This is a genomic window from Spirulina subsalsa PCC 9445, assembly GCF_000314005.1.
GTDB classification, from domain to species: domain Bacteria; phylum Cyanobacteriota; class Cyanobacteriia; order Cyanobacteriales; family Spirulinaceae; genus Spirulina_A; species Spirulina_A subsalsa.
On sequence record NZ_JH980292.1, the window covers coordinates 3,524,471 to 3,550,044 of the forward strand.

The 25,574-nt window shown below is 48.2% G+C and carries 20 protein-coding genes; 5 read left to right on the top strand and 15 right to left on the bottom strand.

From position 1 onward, the window contains the following. Positions 1–28 precede the first annotated feature (28 nt). Positions 29–1,348, top strand: coding sequence for a hypothetical protein (locus tag SPI9445_RS0116060; RefSeq protein ID WP_017305795.1), 1,320 nt, complete (start codon positions 29–31; stop codon positions 1,346–1,348). Between the two features lie 160 nt (positions 1,349–1,508). Here the strand turns inward: SPI9445_RS0116060 and SPI9445_RS0116065 are convergent, their stop codons facing one another. Further along, positions 1,509–2,381 (bottom strand): alpha/beta fold hydrolase, encoded by an 873-nt coding sequence (locus tag SPI9445_RS0116065; protein WP_017305796.1) that lies wholly within the window; start codon positions 2,379–2,381, stop codon positions 1,509–1,511. A 72-nt stretch (positions 2,382–2,453) separates the two neighbouring features. Then, positions 2,454–3,578: a glycosyltransferase gene (locus SPI9445_RS0116070; protein ID WP_017305797.1), complete on the bottom strand. Its 1,125-nt coding sequence runs from the start codon at positions 3,576–3,578 to the stop codon at positions 2,454–2,456. 607 nt (positions 3,579–4,185) lie between these two features. Here SPI9445_RS0116070 and SPI9445_RS0116075 point away from each other — a divergent pair. Further along, positions 4,186–5,811 carry an AAA family ATPase gene (locus SPI9445_RS0116075; RefSeq protein ID WP_017305798.1) on the top strand — a complete coding sequence of 542 codons (1,626 nt, stop codon included), beginning with the start codon at positions 4,186–4,188 and terminating at the stop codon, positions 5,809–5,811. A gap of 229 nt (positions 5,812–6,040) precedes the next feature. Continuing rightward, positions 6,041–8,068 carry a transketolase gene (gene tkt, locus SPI9445_RS0116080; protein ID WP_017305799.1) on the top strand — a complete coding sequence of 676 codons (2,028 nt, stop codon included), beginning with the start codon at positions 6,041–6,043 and terminating at the stop codon, positions 8,066–8,068. Between the two features lie 282 nt (positions 8,069–8,350). Here tkt and SPI9445_RS25870 read toward each other — a convergent pair whose 3' ends face one another. From SPI9445_RS25870 to SPI9445_RS30690, 4 genes are all read right to left on the bottom strand, one after another. Continuing rightward, complete coding sequence (locus tag SPI9445_RS25870) at positions 8,351–9,337, bottom strand: GNAT family N-acetyltransferase (protein WP_017305800.1); 987 nt, start codon at positions 9,335–9,337, stop codon at positions 8,351–8,353. 857 nt (positions 9,338–10,194) lie between these two features. Beyond that, complete coding sequence (gene infC / locus SPI9445_RS0116090; RefSeq protein ID WP_017305801.1) at positions 10,195–10,764, bottom strand: translation initiation factor IF-3; 570 nt, start codon at positions 10,762–10,764, stop codon at positions 10,195–10,197. Between the two features lie 101 nt (positions 10,765–10,865). Then, on the bottom strand, positions 10,866–11,951 hold the full coding sequence (locus SPI9445_RS0116095; RefSeq protein ID WP_083883554.1) for a peptidoglycan-binding domain-containing protein: 1,086 nt from the start codon (positions 11,949–11,951) through the stop codon (positions 10,866–10,868). Between the two features lie 120 nt (positions 11,952–12,071). Beyond that, complete coding sequence (locus SPI9445_RS30690) at positions 12,072–12,248, bottom strand: hypothetical protein (protein ID WP_017305803.1); 177 nt, start codon at positions 12,246–12,248, stop codon at positions 12,072–12,074. Positions 12,249–12,528: 280 nt separating this feature from the next. Between SPI9445_RS30690 and SPI9445_RS0116105 the strand changes: the two genes are divergently transcribed. Next, complete coding sequence (locus tag SPI9445_RS0116105) at positions 12,529–13,143, top strand: hypothetical protein (protein WP_017305804.1); 615 nt, start codon at positions 12,529–12,531, stop codon at positions 13,141–13,143. Positions 13,144–13,407: 264 nt separating this feature from the next. Further along, positions 13,408–18,114, top strand: a complete 4,707-nt coding sequence (locus SPI9445_RS0116110) for a S8 family serine peptidase (RefSeq protein WP_017305805.1) — start codon at positions 13,408–13,410, stop codon at positions 18,112–18,114. A gap of 156 nt (positions 18,115–18,270) precedes the next feature. Here SPI9445_RS0116110 and SPI9445_RS0116115 read toward each other — a convergent pair whose 3' ends face one another. The 9 genes from SPI9445_RS0116115 to tftA all read right to left on the bottom strand — a co-directional run bounded on the left by SPI9445_RS0116115 (position 18,271) and on the right by tftA (position 25,476). Continuing rightward, entirely contained in the window at positions 18,271–18,762 is a 492-nt protein-coding gene (locus SPI9445_RS0116115) for an SH3 domain-containing protein (protein WP_017305806.1), read from the bottom strand. Positions 18,763–18,840: 78 nt separating this feature from the next. Further along, positions 18,841–20,355 carry an AAA family ATPase gene (locus SPI9445_RS0116120; protein WP_026079853.1) on the bottom strand — a complete coding sequence of 505 codons (1,515 nt, stop codon included), beginning with the start codon at positions 20,353–20,355 and terminating at the stop codon, positions 18,841–18,843. Positions 20,356–20,379: 24 nt separating this feature from the next. Continuing rightward, positions 20,380–20,907, bottom strand: a complete 528-nt coding sequence (locus tag SPI9445_RS0116125; protein ID WP_017305808.1) for a YceD family protein — start codon at positions 20,905–20,907, stop codon at positions 20,380–20,382. 97 nt (positions 20,908–21,004) lie between these two features. Next, the gene (locus tag SPI9445_RS0116130; protein ID WP_017305809.1) at positions 21,005–21,490 is read right to left on the bottom strand and encodes a Jag family protein; all 486 of its coding nucleotides are present in this window, start codon (positions 21,488–21,490) and stop codon (positions 21,005–21,007) included. A gap of 160 nt (positions 21,491–21,650) precedes the next feature. Then, positions 21,651–22,817, bottom strand: coding sequence for a membrane protein insertase YidC (gene yidC / locus SPI9445_RS0116135; RefSeq protein WP_026079854.1), 1,167 nt, complete (start codon positions 22,815–22,817; stop codon positions 21,651–21,653). A gap of 37 nt (positions 22,818–22,854) precedes the next feature. Continuing rightward, entirely contained in the window at positions 22,855–23,247 is a 393-nt protein-coding gene (locus SPI9445_RS0116140) for a PH domain-containing protein (RefSeq protein ID WP_017305811.1), read from the bottom strand. Next, complete coding sequence (gene rnpA / locus SPI9445_RS0116145; RefSeq protein WP_017305812.1) at positions 23,237–23,617, bottom strand: ribonuclease P protein component; 381 nt, start codon at positions 23,615–23,617, stop codon at positions 23,237–23,239. Before rnpA ends, SPI9445_RS0116140 begins: the two co-directional genes overlap by 11 nt. A gap of 87 nt (positions 23,618–23,704) precedes the next feature. Beyond that, positions 23,705–23,842: a 50S ribosomal protein L34 gene (gene rpmH / locus SPI9445_RS28695; protein ID WP_071525296.1), complete on the bottom strand. Its 138-nt coding sequence runs from the start codon at positions 23,840–23,842 to the stop codon at positions 23,705–23,707. Between the two features lie 284 nt (positions 23,843–24,126). After that, the gene (gene tftA, locus SPI9445_RS0116150) at positions 24,127–25,476 is read right to left on the bottom strand and encodes a hormogonium tapered terminus morphoprotein TftA (protein ID WP_017305813.1); all 1,350 of its coding nucleotides are present in this window, start codon (positions 25,474–25,476) and stop codon (positions 24,127–24,129) included. Positions 25,477–25,574: the final 98 nt, after the last annotated feature.

Sequence of the window (25,574 nt, forward strand, 5' to 3'; positions counted from 1 at the left end):
CATGATTATCTAGGAAAAATCTATCCAGATGACTGCACATTTCACTAAAAAACGTCTGATTTTTGGGTTAATCAGCATGAGTGCCATAGTTGGAGTCCTCTTGCTCCTTTGGCACTTCATCCCCAAAGCTCTCACCCAAAACACTCTAACTGAAGCCAAAGAACATCTAGAAGAATGGGTGACAGAAAGCCCCATGCGCCGTCCCAATTCATCCGCCTTAAGGTTACAAGATTTAGGGGCTGAATTAGGAATTAATTTAGACATCCCCTTCCCTGAGACGTATCCCATTCCTCCAGAAAAACGTAACCAGTTTACCGAGATTAATGGAGATTTAGCGCGCTACATCGAAGCCCTAGAACAATCAGCAGATGATCAGATTCCTCCGATTCCTGAAAGCCTGCAAAACTATCTTACTGTTCACCGGGATACTTTAGCAGAAATTCGCGCTCATGTTTTAAGCGGTGAACCGATGGATTGGGGAATGCACTATGATTTAAACTTGGACATTGATTTTGAGCCAAATTATCGAGGTTTCACCGGGCTATTAAATCTGACTCATCTGCTAACATTAGACGCAATGGAGCGCAATTTAGCCGGGGATGCTAGCACTGCCTTAGCTAACCTAGAAACTATCGCACAACTTAACCAGCAAATTCAACAAAAAGAGCTTAATTTGTGGTTAAATTTGATTATTTCCAGAAACATAGAGCGCCGTTTAGTCCAGAATGTGCGTAAGTTAAATAATCTGCCCCAAGATTGGCAAATTTCCCGAAGTGATACTGTTTTTTATCGCCGGATTGCTAATAATTTTCAGAATGAGAGCGCGTTAACCAGTTGGAATTTCCTAGTAAACATGGATTCAGATTGGTTGGAAGATTATGGAGAGTCAGCTTCTTTATTGACGCGCCTTAAGTTTTTGTTTATCGGGCCTTATGTTCGTTTAGTTGTTGCAGACAATTGGCGCATTGGTCAGAACTTACCTGACGCATTATCTCAAGCGGATTTCTGTACAACTGACCTAGAACAGTTCAAGCAAGAAAACCCGGAAATTAAACCGTCTGGGTGGAATTATTTAGCCTCAGAGATGCTACAGTGGGATTCGGAATGGTTGATCTGGGCTGGGTTGGTTCTACAGTGGGAGTTAACGGATAAAGTCCAAAAAATTAAGCACTTAGCCCAACAAGAGGGACAATTTCCGGCTAGTATTACAGGCCTTAATCACTCCATTTGTCCTGATAGCCGTTGGGTCTATACGGTTAATCCTGATGGTACAGCTTCGATCCTTTTGGAAGGAGTTCCCCCCGCTTTTTCCGATCCGGATGTGTTCCGTTATCAAATCAGGCAATAGGTAATACCAAATTAATTTAAGTGGTGTGCAGAAGGGAAATTTTCGGGAGTCGGGAGTCGGGAGTCGGGGAATTAATAATTATTTCCTCTTGCCTATGTTTCTTCGATTTGCCCTCAAGTCTGTTTAATTTGGTCTAATAGGCAAGAGTTTTGACTATTCACTAGCCACTATTCCCTATTCCCCCTCTCCCGACACCTGACTCCACTTCGACTAAAAATGCCGCTACTTGCTGATTAAAGGCATCCGGTTCTACTAAAAACGCCCAATGATTACCGGGGACTTCTTGCACGGTTAAATGGGTTAAATAAGTATAATAGGGCTGCATTTGCCAGGCACTGCGATTTAATCCCCCTTCGGGTTTAATAAATAATGTAGGAATCGATAAAGGCTGAGTCAATCCCGCAATGTGCATCACCTCCTCAAAAACGCCGTCTCTTGCCTCTTGGGTGAATTTACTCCGCCACGTGCCATCAGATTGTTGGGTAATACTATCTCGAAAAACTTGGGCTTGTAGGGGACTCCAGCCGCGATATTGTTTTAACTGTTGGGCGATCGCACAGGCCGCCTCCTCACTCTCAAAGGGACCCATTGCCTGTAAAAACGGTAACACACGATATAAAAAAGGGAACGTGACCCGAAACCAGCGCGGAATTTTCCCAATAAAAAACGGATCCACCAAAATCATTGAGCGAAAATATTGGGGGGTTTGAGTAGCCCACAGGGGTAATAGTTTCCCCGTCCAAGAATGGCCTAAAATATGGGCATTCTCCCAGCCTAAATGAGTCATTAAACCCTGTAAATCTTGGATAATTTGGGCGAATTGATAACCCGTTTTTGGCTTGTCACTGTCCCCATGTCCCCGCAAATCTGGCGCGATGATATGATAGTGGGGAGGTAGGGCGGCCGCTAAGGATGACCACACCCCACCATGATCCGCTAAACCATGAAGTAATAACAGGGGTTCTGTCCCTTTTTTCCACTCCAAATAGGATAGATTAATGTCTCCGAGTGATACCGTTTGACGAGTGGACACGCCCTTTTCTCCCTTTGTGGTGAATAATGATCTATGGTTTTTTATTTACCACAAATCGAGATTTTTGAGAAACTAATTCAACAAATCTATATACTTTTGGGTGACAGTATCTAACGTAAATTGATTTAACCAATTGATATCAACTTTTTTGGATTTTCCCGTCAAGACTTCTACAATGGCTTGAGCCATCTTTCCCGCATCTCCTACCGGAACTAAGTGACCATATTTCCCATGATTTAAAATTTCTCTGGGTCCACTGTGACAGTCCGTAGAGACAACCGGAGTCCCGCAAGCCATTGCCTCAACTAAAACATTACCAAATCCTTCACAATTGGAGGATAGGACAAAAATTTTAGCTTGTTTCATATAGGCATAGGGATTATCTGTAAAGCCCAAAAGATCCACATCATGGGTGAGGTTGAGAGCTTGTACTAATTGCTCTAACTCCCTTCTCATTTCTCCCTCTCCCAAAATAACTAATCGACAGGAGATTTGTTCTTTAACTTTGGCAAAAGCACGAATTAATGTGAAAAAGTCTTTGTGGGGGATTAAGCGACCAACTCCTAGAATAACAGGGGGTTGATCTATTTCAAACCAAGGATGTTGGATCATTTGTTGTTGTTTTTCAAAAATCTCTGGGGTAATTACGGGGTTATAAATAACCTGTATTTTCTCCAAGGGAAATTTAGCCATTTGAGCTAAATTGTTAGCGACTCCGTAGGATGGAGCGACAACGGCATTTGCCCAAGGATAGAACCACTGCATTAATAATTTAGGCTGATCAGGAGTTAAGCCTAAATGAGCTAAGGGATGTTGTAAAAAAGGGGGAGATTTTTGTTGAGATAGATCACTATGAAGACCGAGAATGATTTTAGTTTTAACGTGGTAAATACTCTTAGCTAAAACAGAAATTGGGTCATTGTAGGACATAAAGGAGAATAGCGCATCTGGATTTTTTTCTCGCAAATATTGCCCAAGCACTTGAATAGCTTGACGTAATCGAGGTTTTTTAAAATCGACCAGATTCACAGATGGAGGAATCTGGGACATAAACGATCCGACGGATCGAATCAAGACGAGATCAATCTGATTTTTTTGCTGAGATAAACTATAGCTTAAGTTTAAGACTAATCGTTGTACTCCACCACAGTTAAAGTTAGGTAGAAAAAAGCTAATAGTTTTAGCAGGATTTGTCATGATGAACACCGATATAAAGGTAGACTATTTGTCAGACCCAGACGTTCAAAACAGAACAGAATCAATTTCTCTTATTTGGAGAGATTAGAGAGATTTTTCTGGCAAAAATACCTGCTCTCCTCTTCCTTCCGTGGTTAATACGCTCAAAATTAGTTTAGCGAAACCGTTATGGACAATCCCTGACCTAAAGGCGCGGGGCTTCTCGGCAGGGAGCTAAATGATTGGGCAAAAATATGATTTTGCGTAGTTGTGGCTGTCGTAGCGGGGTGAGGGCATTGGGGAAACTTTCAAGAACCTAGAATTGGGCGATCGCAATAGCTTCCTTAACCCAGTAGGGGAAACTTCTCTACTACCCCCAAGGAGCAATAATCTGGGGAGCAATAATCTGGTATCAGCTCGGGAAAGTGTTTCTCTCTCCCTCAAGATCAACAGAGAACGCGCTAGGGTCTTCACTCATTGTAATAGCTACAGAACAGATGTCCAGTTCCCATCTCCTATCCTCCTTAGTTCATTTTGCCCAGGTTCTTCCCCAATTGCCGCTAGGGGCATGACGCTATCACCATTGATCATTGATAATTAAGCCATGATCTTTGATTTCTCCTGCGCAATGACTCACCTTCCCTCCCATCTGATTACTCCCACTCCTACCCCTCCACCCCATCAGGAGTTAATGGCGCAATTGAGTTTGATGATGCGATCGCGTTATCCCCTCATTTATATCGTCTCCGTCGAAGAAGACCCCGTAGAACAACTCTTAAGACAAGTCGCCCGACAATCCATTCCCCCCCGTCAAGTGCTGTTTTGGGATATCGTCCGAGGCTGGAATGATAATAGCAGTAACCGCAACTCCGTTATGGGCGCCCTCGAACGCATTCGACGGGAAGATGTGGCCGTTGCTAGTGTTTTTGTTCTAAAAGACCTGCACTTTATCCTCCGCTACCCCGCCAATCCCCAAAACGCCCCCGTCGTGCGAGAATTAAAGAACCTCGCCGCCGACCTCAAACGCACCCGCCACACCCTGATTTTACTTAGTCATATCCTAGAAGTCCCTACGGAACTCGCCGAAGAAATCACCGTTGTAGACTTTCCCCTCCCCGACAGTCCAGAAATTATTCAGTTAATTGATGGTGTGGTGGCCCCGGAACGTCTCAAGATGTCTGAGTTGGCTAAAGAACAGCTTGTCAAGGCTTGTCAAGGCCTCAGCCGGGTGAGGATTCAAAGAGTCCTCGCCAAGGCCTTAGCGGCCAAGGAACAGGTCAATGAAACCGATATTGATGGCATCCTCGAAGAGAAAAAACAGGCCATTCGTCAAACCGGAATGCTGGAATTTTTCACCTCCCAAGAATCCCTAAAAAGTGTGGGAGGTTTGGAAAATTTAAAACAATGGGTGCGAATGCGTAAGGATGCTTTTAGCGAAGAAGCGAGACGTTATGGCATTCCTAATCCCAAAGGGGTGTTATTGGTGGGGATTCAAGGCACGGGGAAATCCCTCTCGGCCAAAACCATCGCCCATGAGTGGCGTTTACCCTTGCTGCGACTCGATACAGGGCGACTGTTTGGGGGATTGGTGGGGGAAAGTGAAAGTCGGGTGCGGCAGATGATCCAAATTAGTGAGGCGATCGCCCCTTGTGTCTTGTGGATTGATGAAATTGACAAGGCTTTTGGCAATATTACCAGTGGCTCCGATGGGGATTCCGGCACTTCTCGGCGGGTGTTTGGCTCCCTAATTACTTGGATGCAGGAAAAAACGGCCCCGGTGTTCATTGTCTCCACCGCCAATAATGTGCGCATTCTCCCGGCCGAGTTATTGCGCAAAGGCCGTTTTGATGAGATATTTTTCCTCAATTTACCCACGGAAAAGGAACGAGTGGAGATTTTCCGCGTTCACCTGCGCCGTTTACGTCCTTCTAAGGTGCGGGAGTATAATATTCCTTTACTGGCGAAACAAACGAAAGATTTTAGTGGGGCAGAAATTGAACAGGTGATTTTTGATGCCATGCACCACGCTTTCGCTACCCTGGTCAATGGACAACGGCGAGACTTCACCACTAACGATATACTGCGGGCTGTAGAGGAAACGGTTCCCTTAGCCGCGATCGCCCGAGAACAAATTGAGGATTTAAAATACTGGGCTGCCGAAGCCGGAGCGCGCACCGCTTCCCATGACACCGAACTCTCCGAAGCCCTACGCAATTATATGTTAAAGCGGGGTTTTGATGAATTAGAAGACTGACACTCCCACCGTTAATTAGAGAGACGCGGAAACGAGGAAGCTCAACTTGGTCAGGTTTCTCAGAGCCAAGAAAAGACGGTCTGAACAAAATCTAGGCCTTGCCCCTTGCCCATAGATCCATCGGGATGGGATGATAGATGTCAGCTTTGGGGCAATCCCAGTCTTGGTGCTTTCATCCCCAACGCATTTGCCCTTAACCGTAGTTCTCATAATAATAGCCTAAGAAAATATGGTCGTTGCTAGCCAATCACTCGAAGAACTTTGCATCAATTCCATCCGCTTTTTAGCCATTGACGCGGTGCAAAAGGCCAATTCAGGACACCCCGGACTGCCGATGGGGGCGGCTCCGATGGCTTTTGTGCTGTGGGATCGTTTCATGCGCTACAATCCCAAAAATCCGAACTGGTTTAACCGCGATCGCTTTGTATTATCGGCGGGTCATGGCTGTATGTTGCAGTATGCTCTGTTACATTTAACAGGCTACGACAGCGTTTCGATGGAAGATATCAAGCAGTTCCGTCAGTGGGAATCCAAAACCCCCGGACACCCGGAAAACTTTGTTACTTCTGGTGTTGAAGTGACCACCGGCCCCCTCGGACAAGGGATTGCCAATGGCGTTGGACTAGCAATGGCAGAAGCGCACCTCGCCGCCATGTTCAATAAACCGGATTGCACCCTCGTAGACCATTACACCTATGTAATCTTGGGGGATGGTTGTAACATGGAAGGGATTTCTGGGGAAGCTTGTTCTTTAGCAGGTCACTTGGGACTGGGTAAACTCATCGCCCTCTACGATGACAACCACATCTCTATTGATGGTTCTACAGACTTATCCTTTACCGAGGATGTAGGCAAACGGTTTGAAGCCTATGGCTGGCACGTTGTGAGTGTTCCCGAAGGCAACACCAACCTAGAAGCTATTGCTAAAGCCCTCGAAGAGGCCAAATCTGTCACCGACAAACCCTCTTTAATCAAAGTCACGACTACCATTGGTTATGGCTCCCCCAACAAAGCCAACACCCACGACGTTCACGGGGCGGCTTTAGGGGATGCAGAAGTGGCTGCCACTCGGGAACACTTGGGCTGGAACTATGAACCCTTTGTGGTGCCTGAAGATGCCTTAAACCACTTCCGCAAGGCCGTAGAACGGGGTGCCAGCTATGAGGCTGAATGGAATGAAACTTTTGCCCAATACAAAACGAAGTATGGCGAAGATGCAGCCCTGTTTGAGCGGATGGTGAGCGGCAAACTGCCGGAAAATTGGGACCAGTGTCTCCCCACCTACACTCCTGACACGAAAGCCGATGCTACTCGGAATCAATCCGGTGCAACCTTAAACGCTATTGCCGGGACATTACCGGAACTGTTTGGCGGTTCTGCGGACTTGGCTCCCTCCAATAAAACCCTGATTAAAGGGGCGGGGGATTTCCAAAAAGGCAACTATGGCGGGAAAAACCTGCGCTTTGGGGTACGGGAACATGGTATGGGGGCGATCTGTAACGGGATTGCTCTGCATAACTCCGGTTTACTGCCCTACGGTGCGACGTTCTTGGTGTTCACCGACTATATGCGCAATGCTATCCGCCTCTCGGCGCTCTCCCATGCGGGGGTGATTTGGGTGATGACTCACGATTCTATCGCTCTTGGGGAAGATGGCCCGACTCACCAACCGGTGGAACATATTGCCTCTTTACGCGCTATTCCTGATTTAATCGTCCTGCGGCCTGCGGATGGGAATGAAACCTCTGGGGCTTATAAAGTGGCGGTTGAACGGGCGAAAGGGATTGGTAGCGCGAAGAAACAAGCCAGTTTGTTGGCTTTGTCTCGTCAAAATCTGCCCAACTTGGCCGGGACTTCGATTGAAAACACTCTGAAAGGGGCTTATGTTCTTTCGGATAGTGAAGGCACTCCGGATATTATCCTGATTGGCACGGGTGGGGAATTGTACCTCTGTGCGGAAGCGGCCGATAAGTTACGGGCCGAAGGGAAAAAAGTCCGGGTGGTTTCTATGCCCAGTTGGGAACTGTTCGAGGAACAAGATGGGGCTTATAAGGAGTCGGTTTTCCCCCAAGGTGTCACGACCCGTCTGGCTGTTGAAGCGGGGATTAGCATGGGTTGGGGTCGTTATGTGGGTAACGAAAACAACACCATTGCGGTGAATACTTTCGGGGTGTCTTCTCCGGGTAATGTGGCGTTGGAGAAGTTTGGTTACACGGTGGAAAATATCGTGAACCGAGCTAAAGCACTGTTAGGTTAAGGTTAACGACAGAAGCCGAAAACTTGCTCAATCTTACCCAAAATGACCTGATTTGTCGGGAATTTCCCGAGAATTGAGTGAGATTGTTGGATTCGGATTATAAAGTAAACAAAACGCTCTAGTGATAACTCAAATAGGAGGAATTACTAGAGCTTTTTCCTGAAGATGAAGGGCGATTAGGGAAAAAAATCTGTTGTCTATGCAGCCTCCTTTCGTCCAATTAGTCTCTTCTCAAGCTCCCGGCAGAATCTTTGATTGACCCGGAGAGAACGTCACAAGAAACTAACGGAGGAACTTCCCGTATAGGGCATAACGGCGGAAAGGCTGGGCATAGCGTAAACTTAGGTTGAGGGAGGGGTTTTGTTCGTGCATGAGGGCGTGAATTACTTGCCGATAGCCTAATTTGGCGGCGATCGCATGACATTGTTTCACTAACACATTCCCTAGACCAGCATAGTCCCGTTTTGGCAGCACCGCCACAGTTTTGAGGATCACCTGCTCTATGGTTTCCCCCCGTTGCCTTTGGTTAAAATCGGGGAAAGCCAACAGGAAACCAATCGGTTTTTTATCCTGTTCTGCAATCAAGATTAGCTCAGGACGTAAAAGAGGAAACAGGGGGGCGTAGTGTTGGATAAAATCTCCCTGTGAGAGAGGAGAGTAGAGGAAATTATGGCGGAAGGCTTGCCGGACAAGGGGGTATAAGGCTTGGAGTTCCTCTATCTCCAGTTTAGCTGGGCGAATGGTGATATTTTGCGCCCTCAAATGATGACGGATTTTAACTAAACGAGGATCTATCTGTTCTAAATTGGTGCAGAGATGAGATTGGTAAAAGGCAATGGGGATAAATCCACCCTGTACGAAGATTTCAGGGGAAAAATAGTCTAGATTTGGCTCACTAAAAAATAGGGAATCCGAGGGGCTAGAACAGATGATGCGGTAACTGTATCCTGTGTTTCCGTCTACAGGTGCGATCGCCCAAAAACACCCCATATCCCTCAACTGCTGACACCCCCGCGCCAACAACTCGGGAATTAGCTCCCTAGAGTCTACCTTTAAGTGTCCGATAAACCCCACCTTTTGCCCTTGATAATTCGGTGTTTCCCGCCACCACAGGGAATAACACCCCCCACAATCCCCCCCTTCCACGACCAGACTATGAAGATCCGGCTTTTCCTGTTGCCACTGTTGGGGGGGCAAGGGGAAACTTTCCCCATAATCCTGCTGGGCTCGGGTGAATTGTTCCTCTGTGGTGATGGCGACGAACTCCATGTTATCTGATACATTTAGGGCTTGCTGAATAACTCTGCTCGTGGGGCTAGGGAACAGGGGGGAGTCGGAAAAAGACAAGCCTTGTTGATGATTTATCCCTAAAACCTTGCAGTTTCTCGCTCTTAATACCAATTTAACTTGAGTTGTGTGCAGTAGGGGAAGGTTTGGGGAACGGGGAATACCGGATCTGGGAATAGGGGAAATTCAGGTTTTTGCCCTCAAGTCTATTTAATTTGGTATAAACCGCTAAAAGTCCTAGTAACACTGCTTCGAGGGATATATTGCTACGCAACGCTTTGCTACGCAACGCTTTGCTACGCAACGCTTTGCTACGCAACGCTTCGCGAACGCGAACGCGTTCGCGAAGCGTCACGAAGTGAACAGCAGACCCCATTTACGCTACATTTTTCCGGTTGTTCCCGGATTATGCAACGATAGCACCATTGCCTTAACAGGTAATGGAGGCGGTATCCCGCAAAGCACCCACGAAAGATGACCTAAAAGCACTCTCTTCTGTCAGATCCGGTTCAAACCCTGATTCTCTCGTTAGCTATGATGGCGAAGATTCGTTACAATCTTCTAGAGTGACAGAAGAGGGGCATTCCGCTTTTTGGTTGACGCTCCCATCGCTAAAAGCGAGGGATTCCCTGTTCATCCAGTTACCTTATCTAGGAGGCTTTCACCTAATAGACAGTGGGTAGTCTGTCCGTTCGTGAAACGTTGCGTAGCAAGGGCTTGAATTTCTGTCCGCCCGACAGTATTCGCTTTGTAAGATTGGGTATTGGGAGTCCTAAAGAGAAAAAATAACCAGACAAAATAGCCCGTTACAGCATTAGCATAACAGGCGAATTCTTGAACTAGGCAGGAACGACTTGTAACATTAAAGCTCGTTGATCAAAAGATTGCACTTTGGCAATCTGTCCTAAATCGTTAATAATGCGTTGGAGCAGTTCATTTGCGCGATCGCGATGTTGATGTTCTCGACCCCGTAAGCGAACTTGAAAACGCACAGAATCCCCTTTACTCAACCATTCCTCCGCCCGCCTGATTCGCACCCCATAATCCGACTCTCCCACATTGGGACGCAATTTGACTTCTTTTAGGACAGACTTGGCACTTGTGCCTTGTCGTTTCTTCTGCTGATAGCAGAATTTACCATAATCCAGGATTTTCGCCACAGGTGCATCTTTCCCAGAAGACACCATGACTAAATCCAGCTTGACATCTTTCGCCATTTGTAGGGCTTTAGCCGTGTCGGTTAGACCTAAGTTATTGTTCTCATGGTCAATGAGTAAAACTTGAGGGGCTTTGATTTGTTGGTTGATAGGTTGCTTCTTAACGATAAGCTTTTCCTTGAATTCTGCAAGGTTATTATAACACTTTGGGCGCTTAACCGCAAGGTGATTAAGGAAGTGGGCAGGAGCCAAGAGGCAAGAGTTTCAGCTATTCCCTATTCCCCACTCAGTTTCTTCTCAATCTCCCGGCAGAATCTTTGATGAGTCGGGAGAGAACGTCAACAAAGCCCGATCTAATAATTCCCTTGTACAACATCCCCCATACTTACCCCATAAAGCCGTTGAGCCGATTCTAAAGCCTGTTGGGTTTGGGGACCCCAAATGCCATCAACCGGACCACGATAAAAGCCACCTCGTTGGAGACGTTGCTGTAAGCTGCGTACTTGCTCGGCACTGATGGCGCTGCGCAGTTGGTTGAAGGTACTGCCTCCTACTTGTCCATCGACGGCTAAATTGCGATCGCGCTGAAAATTGCGCACCGCCGCTTCTGTTGCCTCATCGTACACCCCACTGGGAGCTTGGGCTAAATAACCTAAACTATTTAAGCGCTGTTGAATCTCCCGCACCTCGTCTCCCTGACTGCCGAGGCGCAAGAGGGGCGTAGTGGGGGCGGCGGCCACTGGGGAGGCGGGGTTCGGGGTAGATTGAAGGGCGTTGAGGGTTTGCGCCCCCACAATGCCATCTACAGGTAATCCGCGCTGTTGTTGGAAACGTCGCACCGCGGCCTCAGTTTGGTTGCCGAAGTAGCCTGTCATCGGGCCATTATAGACTCCTGCCCGTTGTAGTGCCTCTTGCAGGGTTCTGACTTGGGAATTGCGATCGCCCTGACGTAACAAATTCGCTGTAATCCGGGGCGTGTTAGGCGTTACCGCCCCTTGTCGTTGATTTGAAATAACTTGATTTAAAATGACTTGAGTTTGGGGGCCAATCACCCCATCCGGGGTTAAACCATGCTCCCGTTGTAAGCGCATCACCGCTTCCCGCGTCGCTGGGCCGAAATACCCCGTTGGCGTTGCCCGCAAATAGCCTAAATTAGATAACTGAACTTGTACCGCTTGGACTTCGGAACCGCGATCGCCTTCTCTCAACAACATCATGGCACTGGCCAGAGCATCAGAAGACACCCCCCAGAGTCCCAGCACCATCCCGCCTAACACCATCCCAACCGCAACGAAACGACCTTTTCCCCGTCGCCACAAACCCGAACGACTCACCCCACCCCCTGCTGGGGTTACATTGGGAGTAAGCATCAGAGAACCATCACCGTGATCATCCTCGTAGGCAAGGGCATGATGTAAATAAGCCAGGGATTCCATCATTTTCAGTTTTTCCGTACTATTAGTGACTGCGACCGATCCAGATTGCAACTAATCTGTAGCCTATTTTGCCACGCTCAGTCCGAATTGGAATCCCTTCCGTTGCATGAGTTCACAAACGGTTCAGATCACACCGGACTTTTGACAGAACAAGGCAAAACCCACCGCCGCCCCCGTAATCGCTAAAGCCACAAGGGGATGCTGTCCTTGGCTCACGGCGCAAGAGGTGACAATTCCCGCACCAACCATAGCAATCAGGGCAGATTCTAAGAGATTTTGATTTGAATTTTTGTTATACATCCCAGTTTTTGAGCAACAATCCGAAGGAATAAAAGGTAGACTTTAGGGTAGCATCGACCTTTTAGACTCCCCTCCTCTCACTCCGACTTTTGCAATCAAGCTTTACGTTTAGCGACGTTTCTTAACAATCCTAGGGAAATCTTAAATACAACGCCTTCTAGCGTTGTTATGTATAGTGTTAAGCATTGCAAGAACTTTAATCCCGTTCCCTCCGTCATCACTCATTTATGACGGTTCTCTAACTACTGTGAGGTTGTAGATGAAATACTGGAAATCTTCCATGACAGTCTTAGCAGTCCTAGGCAGTGTCTTGGGGACTGAAACCGCGATCGCCCTTAATCAAAGCCATCGTCTGCTAAACTCCGAGCAAGGGGTGGAAGCCTCTGCCCCGACCCAGTTGGCTCAACGCTTTGATTCATGCCGCAGAGCCAATACTTCAATCTTCATCTATCGCGATCGCTCTCCGGAAAGACCCCTTGCCACAGTTCAAGCGAACGAGCAAATTCAACTCGCAGAACAAAATCCCATAGGTGGCTGGATTGCCGTGAATGCCCCTGTACGGGGATTTGTCGAAGCCCGCTTTTTAACCCGATGTGATGATGGCGGTGATGATACATTGGTCGGTCCAATCACCCAGATTATGTCCTCGCGGTTGTGCGTCAACAATCGCCCCAGTTCCAACGCCGGACTCCCCATCTATAGTGAACCCCGCACCGGCTCCCGTACCATTGATCGGGTTTTTCGCGGCGAAGAAGTCACAGCCACCAACTATTCCTTAGATCGAAGAGCCGGCCGTTTATGGTTACGCATTAGCCGCCCAGTACCCGGCTGGGTAGACTACGGCAATTTAACCACAGGAGAAGTTAACTTTATCCCTTGTGCCTTACAAAACTGATCAACCCATACAGATCAAGCTATCCCCACCTGCGAGGGCGCGAGGTGGGGGTGTCTTCTCCTAATCCCGGACTCGCCCGAGTCCACAGATCACCAAAGAGGGCTAGTATCTAGCCCTTTTTTTAGCCCTATTTTAAATCTTGACACTTGTTTCATCTTGTGCATCAGTCAAATTACAGACCCCCCTGCACCAAATTTTCACCTTTTCCCAGAGAACCCTATAGAAAACAAAAACCTCAACCGGAAACAAAACCGGGAATCTACCATGTTTATCGGACAACTCTTCTTTAACTTGTTTGGCAACAAACAAAGCCTATCCCCCCAAGAAGAAACAGAAAACACCTACTTTCAGGCCTTCATCCTCGAACCCATCCTCACCCCCAGCGGCCTCATTGATGCCGGAGACGACAGTTCAGATCCTGGCTGGATTGAACCCATCACCATTGAACCCCTCGACCTTCCAGAATCCGAACTCGAATCCCCTAGCCTCGAAGAAGTTGAGCAATTCCACGACAGCGAAACCGAACTAGAATCCGCTCTCTCTGAAAACCATTTTGAAATTGAAGACGAACTCGAAATCATACCCTACATTGAATTAGAACCCCAATCTCCCTTTAACGCTGGAGTCTTCACCGTCGGTGATACAGGGACAGTCGAAATCGACTACCTCTTTGACGGCGGCAAATATCAATTTGAACTAGCCATCTTCAGCTTAGAAGGCATGGAAGACTTTGAACCCGGTTCCGAGGCCTTCATTGCCGAAGCTGCACGACGCGCCCTCTCTGAATCCGAATTCGGTCACATCGTCATTCAAGACCGACTCGAAGGGGCAAAATTTGAAGGCCTAGGCAACCTTGGAGAAAATAACAACTGGAACTCTGGGGACTATTTAGGCGTGAAATCCTTCTCCATGCGGCCGGGGGATGAATTCGCTTTTATGTTAACCCCCAATGGGCGCATACAAGAGGTTTTGAATAACCCCAGTATTACTGGGACAAAAGCCCCCATTTTCTCCTTGGGAACCGCTAATCCTGATGATATGTTCAACTTCGGGCAGATTGCCGATGTGACAGGGGATGGCAGTACCTTTGTCATGGAAGATGTCCAGTTTGGTCATCAGTGGTATGACGGGGACTACAACGATTTAATTTTCCAAGTTCGTGGGGCAACAGGTGAAGCACCCCTCATGGCCGACTTAATCGACCCGGCTATAGATTGGCGGGACAGTGATTTAGGTCAGGCTTTGATTAATTATGCCACCCGTTATGTGGAGGAAGTAGGCGTTGAGGATATTGGGTTGAGTTTCCAACCCGAAGATCAACCCTTGGTCGGGATTATTGACACGGGATTTAGTGCAGATAATCCCGATTTAGACTATTCCAACATTACGTTAGGACGGGATTGGATTGATGGGGATGATAACCCCTTGTTGAGTGTTGGGGAAGGCAATGAACACGGAACCCATGTTTTAGGGATTATTGCGGCGCAACGAGACAACGACATTGGCATTGATGGCATTAATCCCGATGCACCGATTTGGTTAGGTCGTGCAGTAGGTTCGGGTCAGTGGGCGAATTCTTTGGTGGAATTTGTCGATGCAGCCATTGAGTCGGGACAACCCAATGCGGTGGTCAATTTGAGTTTAGATTTAACTCAGATTGATGCTGAGGGGAATGTGACGACTCGTTATGAGTTTACACCAATGGAACGGGCGGCCATTGAATATGCACGCCAGAATAATGTGTTGCTGGTGGTGGCGGCCGGGAATGATGGCGGTGTGATGTCGGCTTTGGGTCAGGCTTCTCAGGAGTTTGATAATATCATCACCGTTGGGGCGGCTCAACAGTTTGACCCGACGGCTTCCCCGTGGCAGGGTGCAGACCGGGCGGATTATTCGAGTTATGGCCGTGGCTTAGATTTGATGGCCTATGGGGGGACAACAGAAAATCCTCAATTGTCATTAACGGGGGAAGGAACCAGTGCTATGGCCGGAACTTCTGTAGCAACGGCAAAGGTAACGGGGGCGGTGTCTCAGGTTTGGGCAGCGAATCCGGGGTTAAGTTACCGTCAGGTGATTGAGATTTTGAAGCAGACGGCGACGGATTTGGGTGAGACGGGGTTTGATTTAGCCACAGGTGCAGGTTTGGTGAATATGATGGCGGCGGTGCATTTGGCGAAGGTGACGAAACCAGAGGAACACAGCACACCAAATATCCTGAGTCCTGAAACTTGGAGTGGTGAAGGTGTCTTTACGCCAGGTGAGCGGGCTGTCCAAAATGTGGTTGTACCTCCAGAATGGCGACGCTGGTATTACGGTTGGTTGGATTCAAGCAACCCTGCTGATACGTTTTCTTTCCGACTTGATGAACCGACATCACTACAGTTTTCACTGGACTTTCTAGGAAGTGCTGTTCTTCGCAGGAATGGTCAAGTTATTCTAACGGGTAAAGATGACAATGGAGACGGTATACTTTACGCCGGTGCAAACGGAAAACTCCCTCCTGGCAACTATGTTCTAACGGTTGATCGCAGCAACTATTCCAAAGTTGATCAATATAGGTTGATCATGAACTTTGTTGATGGTAGTCAGGGTGGAGAAGATCCTGTGGTTGAGTTTCTACCCGCCAAACAAGTCATTCAGCCCCAACCAATTCCAAATCCCTGGCAGAATCCCCAACCCACTCCGAGTCCAACTCCCCAACCCACTCCGACTCCATCGCCCTCAGCAGAGGAGATAGCTGCTAAGGAACGGGCCATTGAGGAGGTTCGTGCCGTCTATGAAGCGAACCTTGAGCGTCTGGGCAATTCACGACGAGATATCCAAATCTTCGAGCAGGCATTTGATGGAGTGAATATGCCTGCGGTTCAATACTTTGATGGCGGATATATCATTTGGAATGGTCAGAAAGCAATTCCCTACTTTAACGGGACTGGGAAAGCGTTACCCAATATTGATTTACCTTCGACCGTTAAGCCGATTTGGGATGTTGTTAAACCAAGCAATGTAGTTAAGGTTCCCGATGGTCGTCACACTTATCCTAATATGCGGGGCAGTAGCGAATACTGGGTGGAGTTAAACGGGACTAAAAACGATATTAGTTTGGCGGCACGGGATACAACCCTAGTTCATCCTGACTTGCGCACCACTGTCTATCGTGACCTCGGTGGGGGACGGATGCAACAGGTTCCCTTGACTGACATCAATTCTGATGACAATTATCTAAATTACAAAAATTTGCCACCCGGAAAATATCTCATCAAGATGGATGTTGAGCAGAATAAAGCTAACATTCCTTATCGGATGATTGTGAATTTAGACCAAGCTGGGGATACCTTGGCGAAAGCTCGGAATTTAGATCGAGAGTATGGCAAGATTGATGGTAAACGCATCATTGTCAGCGACCACGTGGGTCTCCCCCAGGGTGACAAAGATTTATATACTTTTACCACGAGTAACTTCCAAACCAACTTACAGTTTGCTGTTCGCAGTTTATACAGTGATTTGAATGAAGAAACCAAGAGTCAGTTACTAGATGGTGACATCAAAATGCGGTTGTTGGATGCTAATGGGAATGAAGTCTTTTCCGTTGACTCTGCCAATCGTAAGCCTACCTTTGCAGCCCAGATGCTGAAACCTAATAGCAAATACTATGTTGAAGTTACGGCTAAAAACGGTTCTCGGACTAACTACGATTTGGTGTTGAATTTTGAGCAACTCTGGGCACCAGCTGGGCGACATGAGTTTAAGGGGTTGACTGACCAACTTGAGTATAATTTCCGAGTAGACAGTAATGCGACAGATCGCACCCTACATACAGCTGTACGGGATTCTCGTGGTCAGACAATTAGCTCCATTCACTATACTTCAACAATCTACCGACGACAGAATGGGCAATGGATTCCTGTAAATCCCACTAGCACTGGTAATAGTGTCTTGATGTATAATTCTCTTCCTACGGGTGAGTATCGGGTTGTGATGAATCCTAAGCCATCAATGCCTTCATCTGTTTACACCTTTGTTCATAACTTGGATCAAGCAGGGCAGACTCGATCTGATGCGAGGAATTTGGGCAACATTGGAGGAAAACGAGTTACCGTAAATGATCACGTCGGAATGCCAACTGGTGATTTAGACTACTATAAATTCTCCACTGGTTCGGATCCTCGACTTTTACAATTTGCTGTTCGTCATCCTAGTGGTGCTGGTAGCTTGCCTCTAGAAGGAGATGTTGAGTTTATCTTGTATGACAACAATGGCACGGTGTTGAAGCGGGTCAATTCTCAAAATCGTAATTCAATCTATGACACATACGAATTGAAAGCAAACAGCGAATACTATGTTCGGATCAAGCCTCAATCTGGTCATCTTGGAAACTATCAGTTAGTCTTGAATGCAAAAGAGAAGTTGGCTTCTAATGTGGGGAATACTCCCAATCCAAATTATCTTTATCGAGAGCAGGACTACCTAAATACCTTATACCAGGATGGAACTGGAAACGTCATTAGTTCTCGACGTGCTGATGGTTATCACGATACAGGACGAGCAATGGATTCCTATGGTGGACATCCAAATAGTGCAATCTATGCTCTAGTGGGTGGAGAAGTCATTGAAGCAAAAAATGGGAAAGAGTTTTTCGGAAATAAGGTCTTGTCACATTGGGCTTATAATGGCACTGTTGCTATTTACAACAAAGAGCTAAACAAGACGTTTATTTATTGGCACTTAGCTGAAGGATCGATCGACGAAAGTATGAAAGGTAAGACTATCGAACCAGGAACCTTTATCGGACGAGAAGGTAATACAGGTTATAGCTTTGGTGCTCATACGCATGTAGAAGTACATAATGGTCGTGTAAACGTCAATATGTCTAATCGCAATGCACCTCAAGCACCTGCAAATTCTGGTCGTTTACATATTCCAACTATCTTTCAAGAGGCTGTTCGTAAGGGCTTAGTCAAGTTACACAAATAGACAATACCTGCCCTTACTCTAGAGTAATTAGAGCTTGCTGAAAAAGTCCGAGAGTTGGTTAATCGGGACTCGGGAATAGGCATTTGTGCCAGTTTTAGATGATCTATTCCCTGTCCCCTAACTCCACGAGCAAAGTTATTCAGCAAGCCCTAAATATCAATCATCATTAATGCGGTCTGCATTGCCTGATTTGACCCAACCCCGTTGATTACTCCCCGGAAGACGGACTTCTTGCCATCTGCCATCACTACTGGTTCTTAAAACAATCATTTCTTGATTGTAGGCAACGCCGCCAATGCGTTCAGCATCATCAGCCCCGGTAGCCCGCAGACTTAACCCATCGGGCCAGTTTACCCGAGCGCGATAGGCTCCGGGTTCCAAGGTTTCGGTTTCCGGTTCTGCCGCTTGCGGTTCTGGGGAGGGTTGCGGTGCAGGGGCGGCGGGGGAGGGGGGGGTTTGGGCGGCGGGGGAAGGACTCGGCGAAGGACTCGGCGAGGGTTGAGGGCGTTCTTCCGGGAAAATGGGACGGGCGGGGGTGCTAGTCATGCCACTTAAAACATAGTACCCGGCAATAAAACCACTTATCCCGAAGAGAATTAAACCGGAAAAAATTCCGAGAAAAAATTGTGCTAGACCAGTTAAATTCATAAGGATTTTAGGGGGAGACAATCAGGGGTTAGCAATTTATACAAGATTTTAACCGCAGGTGATGTTTGTGCCAAAGCATTAGGGGAATTGTTTTTGAATGCGGTTGGCTAACCGGGTATCCCGTGAAGCCAGACGCGCTTTCCCTGCGGCCGCCCAGTTCTGTAAAAACTCGATTTGTTCTTGAGCGGTGCGCGCCAAGGGGACAATTTGGCTAGCCGCCTCTAGGATATCATCTGTCGTAAAATCCCGGTTCTGACTAAAGCCAATGTGCATGGCTTCAATTAAGGTCTGCTCAATTTCTGCCCCGGAAAAATCGGGGGTTTCGTAGGCCAGACGGGGGAGATCATAGTTTTTCAAGTCATGGGGGCGCAGACGGGATAAATGGACGGAAAAGATGGCCTGACGTTCCTCTTGGTTGGGCAATCCGACAAAAAAGATTTCATCAAAGCGCCCTTTGCGCAACATTTCGGGGGGTAAGGTTTGGATATTATTGGCTGTGGCAACGACAAAGACGGGGGATTGTTTTTCCGCGAGCCAAGTGATAAAGGTGCCAAAGACTCGGCTAGTGGTGCCGGAGTCCCCTTTCCCATCGAGGCCGCCAAAGGCTTTGTCGATTTCATCAATCCACAAGACACAAGGGGCGAGGGCTTCGGCGAGGTTAATCATTTGTCGGGTGCGGGATTCGGACTCACCCACTAAACCGCCAAATAAACGCCCCACATCTAAACGCAGAAGGGGTAAATGCCAATGGTGAGCAATGGCTTTCGCGGTTAAGGATTTCCCGGTGCCTTGAATGCCGACTAAGAGCAGCCCCCGAGGATGGGGTAAACCGTAGGCTCTGGCTCGTTCACTAAAGGCCCCCCCGCGACGGATGAGCCAGTCTTTGAGGTTATCGAGTCCCCCAATATCGGAAATCTGTTCGGTGGCGGGGTAAAAATCTAAAATCTGGGTTTGACGGATGGATTGTCGTTTCTCTTCGAGGACTAATTCCACGTCTTCTGGTTCAATTTTGCCATGGGCGGCGATCGCACGGGCTAAAACTCGTCGAATCCGTTCTAAGGATAACCCTTGAGCGGAGCGCACTAACTCATCCCGCAGTTTCTCATTCACCCCTTGCCCCGTCGCCCCTAACAGTCGTTCGACTTCGGTTTTAATCTCCCCCCCACTGGGTAGGTCAAAGTCCATCACCGTGAACACCTCCCCCAACTCCGAGGGAATGGCGACCTCTGGGGCAATCACGACGAGGTTTTTGGCTTGGGCTTTCAGGCGCCGCGCTAAATTGCGCAGTTTGCGGGAAATAGACACATCTTCTAAAAAGCGGTGAAAATCCCGGAAAATAAACACCCCGGCGGCAGATTCGGGCAGTTTTTCCACTAATTCCAAGGCTTGCAACGGATTCCGACGACCCACGCCCTCATGGTTGGGGTTGTTTTGGTAGCCATCGACAAAATCCCAGACATAAACCCCCCGATTCCCGAGGCGTTGGGCAGATTGGGCGATCGCACTTTCCACCCGTTCCTCTTCCAACGTGGGAATATAGATCAGGGGATAACAAGCACGCAGCAGCAGTTCAAACTCTTGACTAAAACTCATTTCCGGCATCAAGGATCAGAACGATCAGGACGTTGTTTCATTACCATCCTTTAACCTTAGTTGTTCCTGCAAAGCCTGTAAACTAGCCCAACGGTGATCTATTTCCGGCTGACTCGATGAGGATTTTGTCTCCACCCCCGGGCAATCCTCCCCACAAACCTGTTGCAAAGGCAACGCTAAACTTAACTGCTCATATAACCACGCTTCCGGCAAAAAATACCCTGTCGGGGATAACACCTCCGATAAATCCTCAACTTTCACCTCCCGTTCTAAGGGAAACACCTGTAAAGAGTCCGGTTCTTCTTCCAACCAAATCAACTCCGTAGTTTCGACCCGCAAACGATGATTATAATTTTGCAAGCAACGATGACAAGCCAGCGTGACAATGGTTTCCACCTGAGCCGATACTTCCAAATAGGTTCCCCGATGGGCCACCGTTAACCCCCCCCGCACTGGAGTTAAACTATCCAAATCCCGGATAAACTCCCGGACTTCGATTTCCTCGGTTTGCTCTGGGGCTTGTAATAAAAAGGGAATATAAATCTTGTCCATTGTTCCGATACTCTTTTGCTAACTAACGCTAACAATGCACTCTGAGAGACAGTCTCTCAGAGAGGACTTCTAACTCCAGCTTTCGGGGACTGGGGGCTTAACGCAAACGTACAAACATCCGCCGATTCGGTTCGGAGCCTCGGCTTTCTGTGGTCAGGTCGGACAATTCCTCAAGTTCTTGAAAAAAGTTGTGAATTTGGCGACGTTCGGCGGAGGAAAGGGAGGTCATTTCCACTTCCTGCCCCGTAGCACGCACTTGTTCGGCCACTTCATCCACTAGCACCCGTAATTCCCCTTGGCGTTTCACCCGGTAGCCGTGAATCTCGATCGTGTAGGGGTGTTGGTCTGCACGGTCTACGCCAATATTTAAAATCGTATTCGCCAGATATTGAATCGCATCAATGGTTTTCCCCTGCTCCCCAATCAGGGTGTTAATTTTGTCCTCACTCAGTTGGCTTTCTTCGACCATCAACCAGATAGACTCGTCTCCTTCGTGGTGGGAGACAGTCACGTTAGTGGGACAGCCCATTAATTTGAGCAATTCCGCTAACCAAGCTTGACCTCGCTCCATTCTCTCTTGCATAACGTCCTCTTATCCTCCTCGCACAATAAAACAACCCTCTAATCAAAGAGATGAGGCAAGAAGGAGAACCTCCTTCCAACCTCATATCACTTCTGTTTCTATTGTCTTTTGACACTCCAGGGATGAGGTTTTAAACCCATTTTCTCTGATCACATCCAGACTAGCCGGAGGTTTTTTCTTTTTTCTTAGACCGTTTGCGCTCAAAGGGCAGTTCATCCCGACCTTGACGGCGTTTTTCTTCTTGCTCCTGTTTTTCAACCAGCTTTTGCAGGTTTTCGGGCAGGGGTTCACGCATCAAAATAAAGGTCTGGGCGGTTTGGAAGATGTTCGCCACCACCATATACATCAATACCCCGGCCGGGAGGGGGAAGATCAGAAACATCCCCGTAAAGATAATGGGTGTAATTTTGCTGACGGTTTGTTGTTGTTGGGCGTTAGCATCATTACTGGCCGGGGTTTGGGAGTTGGTCAGGTTTTGGCTGATGTAGGTACTCACCCCGAAGAATAGCACCATGATCACGATGTCCCAGTGAATGGCTCCATCGGTTCCGGTGGCTCCGACTCGACCCAAGGCGTTAATGAAGAGGAATCCTTCATTAGAAGCAATACCGGGGATGGTGCCTTGTAAGGTGGCTTCTCCAGGTGCGATCGCAACCACAGTCCCATCGGGTTTCACTTGTACCGCGTTTTCCCCTTTGGTCACAGTCCACTGGGGCTTAACGTTGCTGTCGGGATAATTTTTAGCTAACTGGCTGAGGGCTTCCCCAGAGGTGGATTGAAACTCTACCTTAGCACTTTGACCGATGGCTAATTTATTCCCGGTGGCGAGGTTGGCCACAATGGGATAGTGTACCCCTTCTTTGAGATAAATATTTTGGGGTTTGGTGCTGAAAATCTGGGGTTGAATCAGTTCGATTTGTTCTTGGGGAAAGACCTGTACATCTACGGTATAGTTAATATCCGCAAAGGGTGATCCCCGTAAGGTGGCAAAGAGCGCCCAGAGGATGGGAATTTGTAAGAAGAGGGGTAAACAACCGCCTAGGGGGTTGCCATATTCTTTATAAATTTCCCCCATGGCTTTTTGCAATTCGGCCGGGTCGTCTTTATAGCGTTCTTGTACTTCTTTAACGCGCTTTTGCATCACAGGCTGGGCAATACGAGTCCGCCGCATACTGCGAATGGATTTGGCGCTGAGGGGATAAACGGCAAAGCGAATCACCAAGGTGAGGGCGATAATCGCAAAACCATAGCTCGGCACAATCCCTCGGAAAAAGTCGAGGATTGGCAGCATTATATTGGTGGAAAGAAATCCGATTCCTAAATCCATTGGTTTGAAATAAACCCTTTAGTTGTATGGTGTTGTCTTAGCTTTTGATGGCCTCTAGGGAGAGTCCAGTTTTGTCGGCCGCTTTTTGGGCGATGTAATCATAAATTTCTCTATACCGGGGGAGGGCGCGCATTTCTAAACGGCTTTTATCGCGCAGGGTGACGACAATATCCCCCCAAAGTCCAATCCCTCGGGACACTTTAACAATTTTGACGACTTCCGCATAAATAATATCAGTGCGATCGCGCCCTTGCCACCCCCCCATCACGGAGATCCGACGGTCGGTAATCCGATAGCGCAACCACAGAGCGCGCACCACGGCACCCACGGTTAGAGGGAGACAAATCACGGTAAACCCTAGCAGAATATTGAGGATTAAATCCCCAATATGAGGCCCCCCTTCATAAAAGGCTGTTTCCTTAATGCCCATGCAGTACTTTGGCTCCGAGTAACAACTCTTTCAATTCTCGCAAAAAATGTTCATATTCGCACGGATTGGCATTGGGTTTTACAATGACAATCAGCTTTAAACCGGGTGAAAGCAGGGGGAGGAGGGGCTGCAAAATGGCGCGAATTTGCCGTTTAATGCGGTTACGACGCACGGCTTTTTTACTCACTTTTTTGCCTACGGCAATTCCTATGAGAGTAGGCAAGGGAAGCGGGGGCTTTCCTTGCCGAGTGGGGGGGGGAACTGATAGCACTTTTAACACCAGATAACGACCCCGATAAGTTTTTCCTCGTTCATAAACGGCTTGGAAGTCTAGCCGATTTTTGAGTCGATGTTGTTTGGGCAATCCCACGGCGATCGCCTATTTTGACATAAGGTGTACAATTAACGCTTTTCTAGTCAAGGCTCTAGTTTCTAAACTCTAGATTTTAAGCTCTGACTATACAGCCAAGCGTTGCCGTCCTTTCCGACGACGCGCTCTAATCACCCGACGACCCGTCGCGGTGCGCATACGAGCGCGAAATCCCGATGTTCTTTTCTGCTTGCGTTTGGTTCCGCCCAAGGTGCGCTGACTCACGGACAATCTCCTTGCTGAACTGATACATTGAACTGTAATCCCTGACCTTTACAAGGTCAAAAACCACGGTTTACTATTATAACCCGATTAGCGAGAAACCGTAAATAAGGGAACGGGGAACGGGAGTCGGGAGTCGGGAGTCGGGAGTCGGGAGTCGGGAATTGGGAGTCGGGAGTCGGGAATTGGGAGTCGGGAGTCGGTGATAGGTGATAGGGAATAATTATCAATTCTCCCCTGCTCCCCTGCTCCCCTGCTCCCCCTCCCCGTTCCCTGTTCCCTATGCCCTAAATTATCCCCGCAGACTCGTATAAACGGCGGAGAATGGCGAGGATTTTGTCACCGTAGAGGGGATCAGAAGACCATCTACCCGCGAGTTGTCCGACGGTGGGAGCAATGCCTCGGGTGACGAAACGGAAACGCGGATCAACGATTTCCTGAACCATCGGTTCAAGACTGGCGTAGGCTTTGAGGTGTTGAATTTGCGCCCTCACCCCGATTTGCGCGCTGGGGAAACTTGCATATCCCCCTCCTCCCACAGTGCCGAGGGTAGCAAAGTTGTTCTGGGAGGGGGTGACTTGTCCACCAAAGCGGAGGAAGTTGGTAGAGAGGCACATTTGAGAGAAAGCGATGTCATGATTCACCCCTTCTAGAGCGCCTTCTTCCCGGAAGAAACGGGGGAGATCGGGAAATTGGGAAAGGGCGCTTTCGTGGTTGGCTTTCAGGAACATGATCAGTTGTACTTCAGAGGTTCGGCCTTGTCCCATGATGCGGTCAATGGTGGTGAGACAGGTTTGATTGAGCGATCGCAATACCACCGTCCGGGTTCCATTGTCCCAGCCCACACTGATATTGAATTCCCGCAATTCCACCGCTTTCACATACACCACCCCTTGATATTCCACGAGGCGAATATTGGGCTTTTGGGAGAGATCCACATTCAACCGATCCACCAAATCCATCGGAATAAAGGAGTTACTGTTAATCAGTACCCCTTGTTCTTCATAGACTTGGCCGTTGATTTGAATATTAATCACCGGATGGGTGACGATAGGTGGTTTGGGACTGGTGCCGGACACTTCACGGCTCCACGCTTCTAAACCATCGGCAATCCCTAACGCCATATCCCGCCGTCGGTTAATCATTAAAGCGCGATCTTCAGGATTGGAGAGAAAACCCACTTCTAACAGGATGGAAGCAATGGCAACATCTCGACAAAAAGCCAGTCTTCCTACTCCGGTGGCGGTATCCGGTCGAGATCCGCGACTGGGGAGTTGGGGCAGACGACGGATCAGGGAAAGGAGAATCATGTCCCCGTGTTTTTTGCGGGTCTGGTTTCCGGCAACATAAAAAGCGGTGGCTCCTCGGGCGGTGGGATCTGAGAAGGAGTCGGCATGAATTTCAATGGCGACATCCCCAGAACGCGCTCGTTCGTTAATCCAGCTAATTGTTGAACGCAAGCTCAGGGTGTCGGGGACGGATAAGACCTCAAAACCTCGCGATCGCAACTCGGGAACAATCACATCCCGTAATAAAATCATCTGTTGGGCTTCAGTTGTCCCCCCGGCTATTGCACCGGGATCAACCCGTCCCCCTTCTGACCCACCATGTCCTGCGGAAACAAAAATCCTTCCCATAACTGTTTTGTTCCTTGCAACTTTTAAAAACTACTGTACAACCTGAGCTTGTTCAATCATACAAAATCTAGGGAACAGGGAACGGGGAACGGGGAACG

What these genes read in the sequence shown, in the direction of transcription:
- SPI9445_RS0116060 (WP_017305795.1), top strand. Translation starts at nt 29, where the DNA reads ATGACTGCACATTTCACTAAAAAACGTCTGATTTTTGGGTTAATCAGC.
- SPI9445_RS0116070 (WP_017305797.1), bottom strand. Translation starts at nt 3,578, where the DNA reads ATGACAAATCCTGCTAAAACTATTAGCTTTTTTCTACCTAACTTTAAC.
- SPI9445_RS0116075 (WP_017305798.1), top strand. Translation starts at nt 4,186, where the DNA reads ATGACTCACCTTCCCTCCCATCTGATTACTCCCACTCCTACCCCTCCA.
- tkt (WP_017305799.1), top strand. Translation starts at nt 6,041, where the DNA reads ATGGTCGTTGCTAGCCAATCACTCGAAGAACTTTGCATCAATTCCATC.
- SPI9445_RS25870 (WP_017305800.1), bottom strand. Translation starts at nt 9,337, where the DNA reads ATGGAGTTCGTCGCCATCACCACAGAGGAACAATTCACCCGAGCCCAG.
- SPI9445_RS0116095 (WP_083883554.1), bottom strand. Translation starts at nt 11,951, where the DNA reads ATGATGGAATCCCTGGCTTATTTACATCATGCCCTTGCCTACGAGGAT.
- SPI9445_RS30690 (WP_017305803.1), bottom strand. Translation starts at nt 12,248, where the DNA reads ATGTATAACAAAAATTCAAATCAAAATCTCTTAGAATCTGCCCTGATT.
- SPI9445_RS0116105 (WP_017305804.1), top strand. Translation starts at nt 12,529, where the DNA reads ATGACAGTCTTAGCAGTCCTAGGCAGTGTCTTGGGGACTGAAACCGCG.
- SPI9445_RS0116110 (WP_017305805.1), top strand. Translation starts at nt 13,408, where the DNA reads ATGTTTATCGGACAACTCTTCTTTAACTTGTTTGGCAACAAACAAAGC.
- SPI9445_RS0116115 (WP_017305806.1), bottom strand. Translation starts at nt 18,762, where the DNA reads ATGAATTTAACTGGTCTAGCACAATTTTTTCTCGGAATTTTTTCCGGT.
- SPI9445_RS0116120 (WP_026079853.1), bottom strand. Translation starts at nt 20,355, where the DNA reads ATGAGTTTTAGTCAAGAGTTTGAACTGCTGCTGCGTGCTTGTTATCCC.
- SPI9445_RS0116125 (WP_017305808.1), bottom strand. Translation starts at nt 20,907, where the DNA reads ATGGACAAGATTTATATTCCCTTTTTATTACAAGCCCCAGAGCAAACC.
- SPI9445_RS0116130 (WP_017305809.1), bottom strand. Translation starts at nt 21,490, where the DNA reads ATGCAAGAGAGAATGGAGCGAGGTCAAGCTTGGTTAGCGGAATTGCTC.
- yidC (WP_026079854.1), bottom strand. Translation starts at nt 22,817, where the DNA reads ATGGATTTAGGAATCGGATTTCTTTCCACCAATATAATGCTGCCAATC.
- SPI9445_RS0116140 (WP_017305811.1), bottom strand. Translation starts at nt 23,247, where the DNA reads ATGGGCATTAAGGAAACAGCCTTTTATGAAGGGGGGCCTCATATTGGG.
- tftA (WP_017305813.1), bottom strand. Translation starts at nt 25,476, where the DNA reads ATGGGAAGGATTTTTGTTTCCGCAGGACATGGTGGGTCAGAAGGGGGA.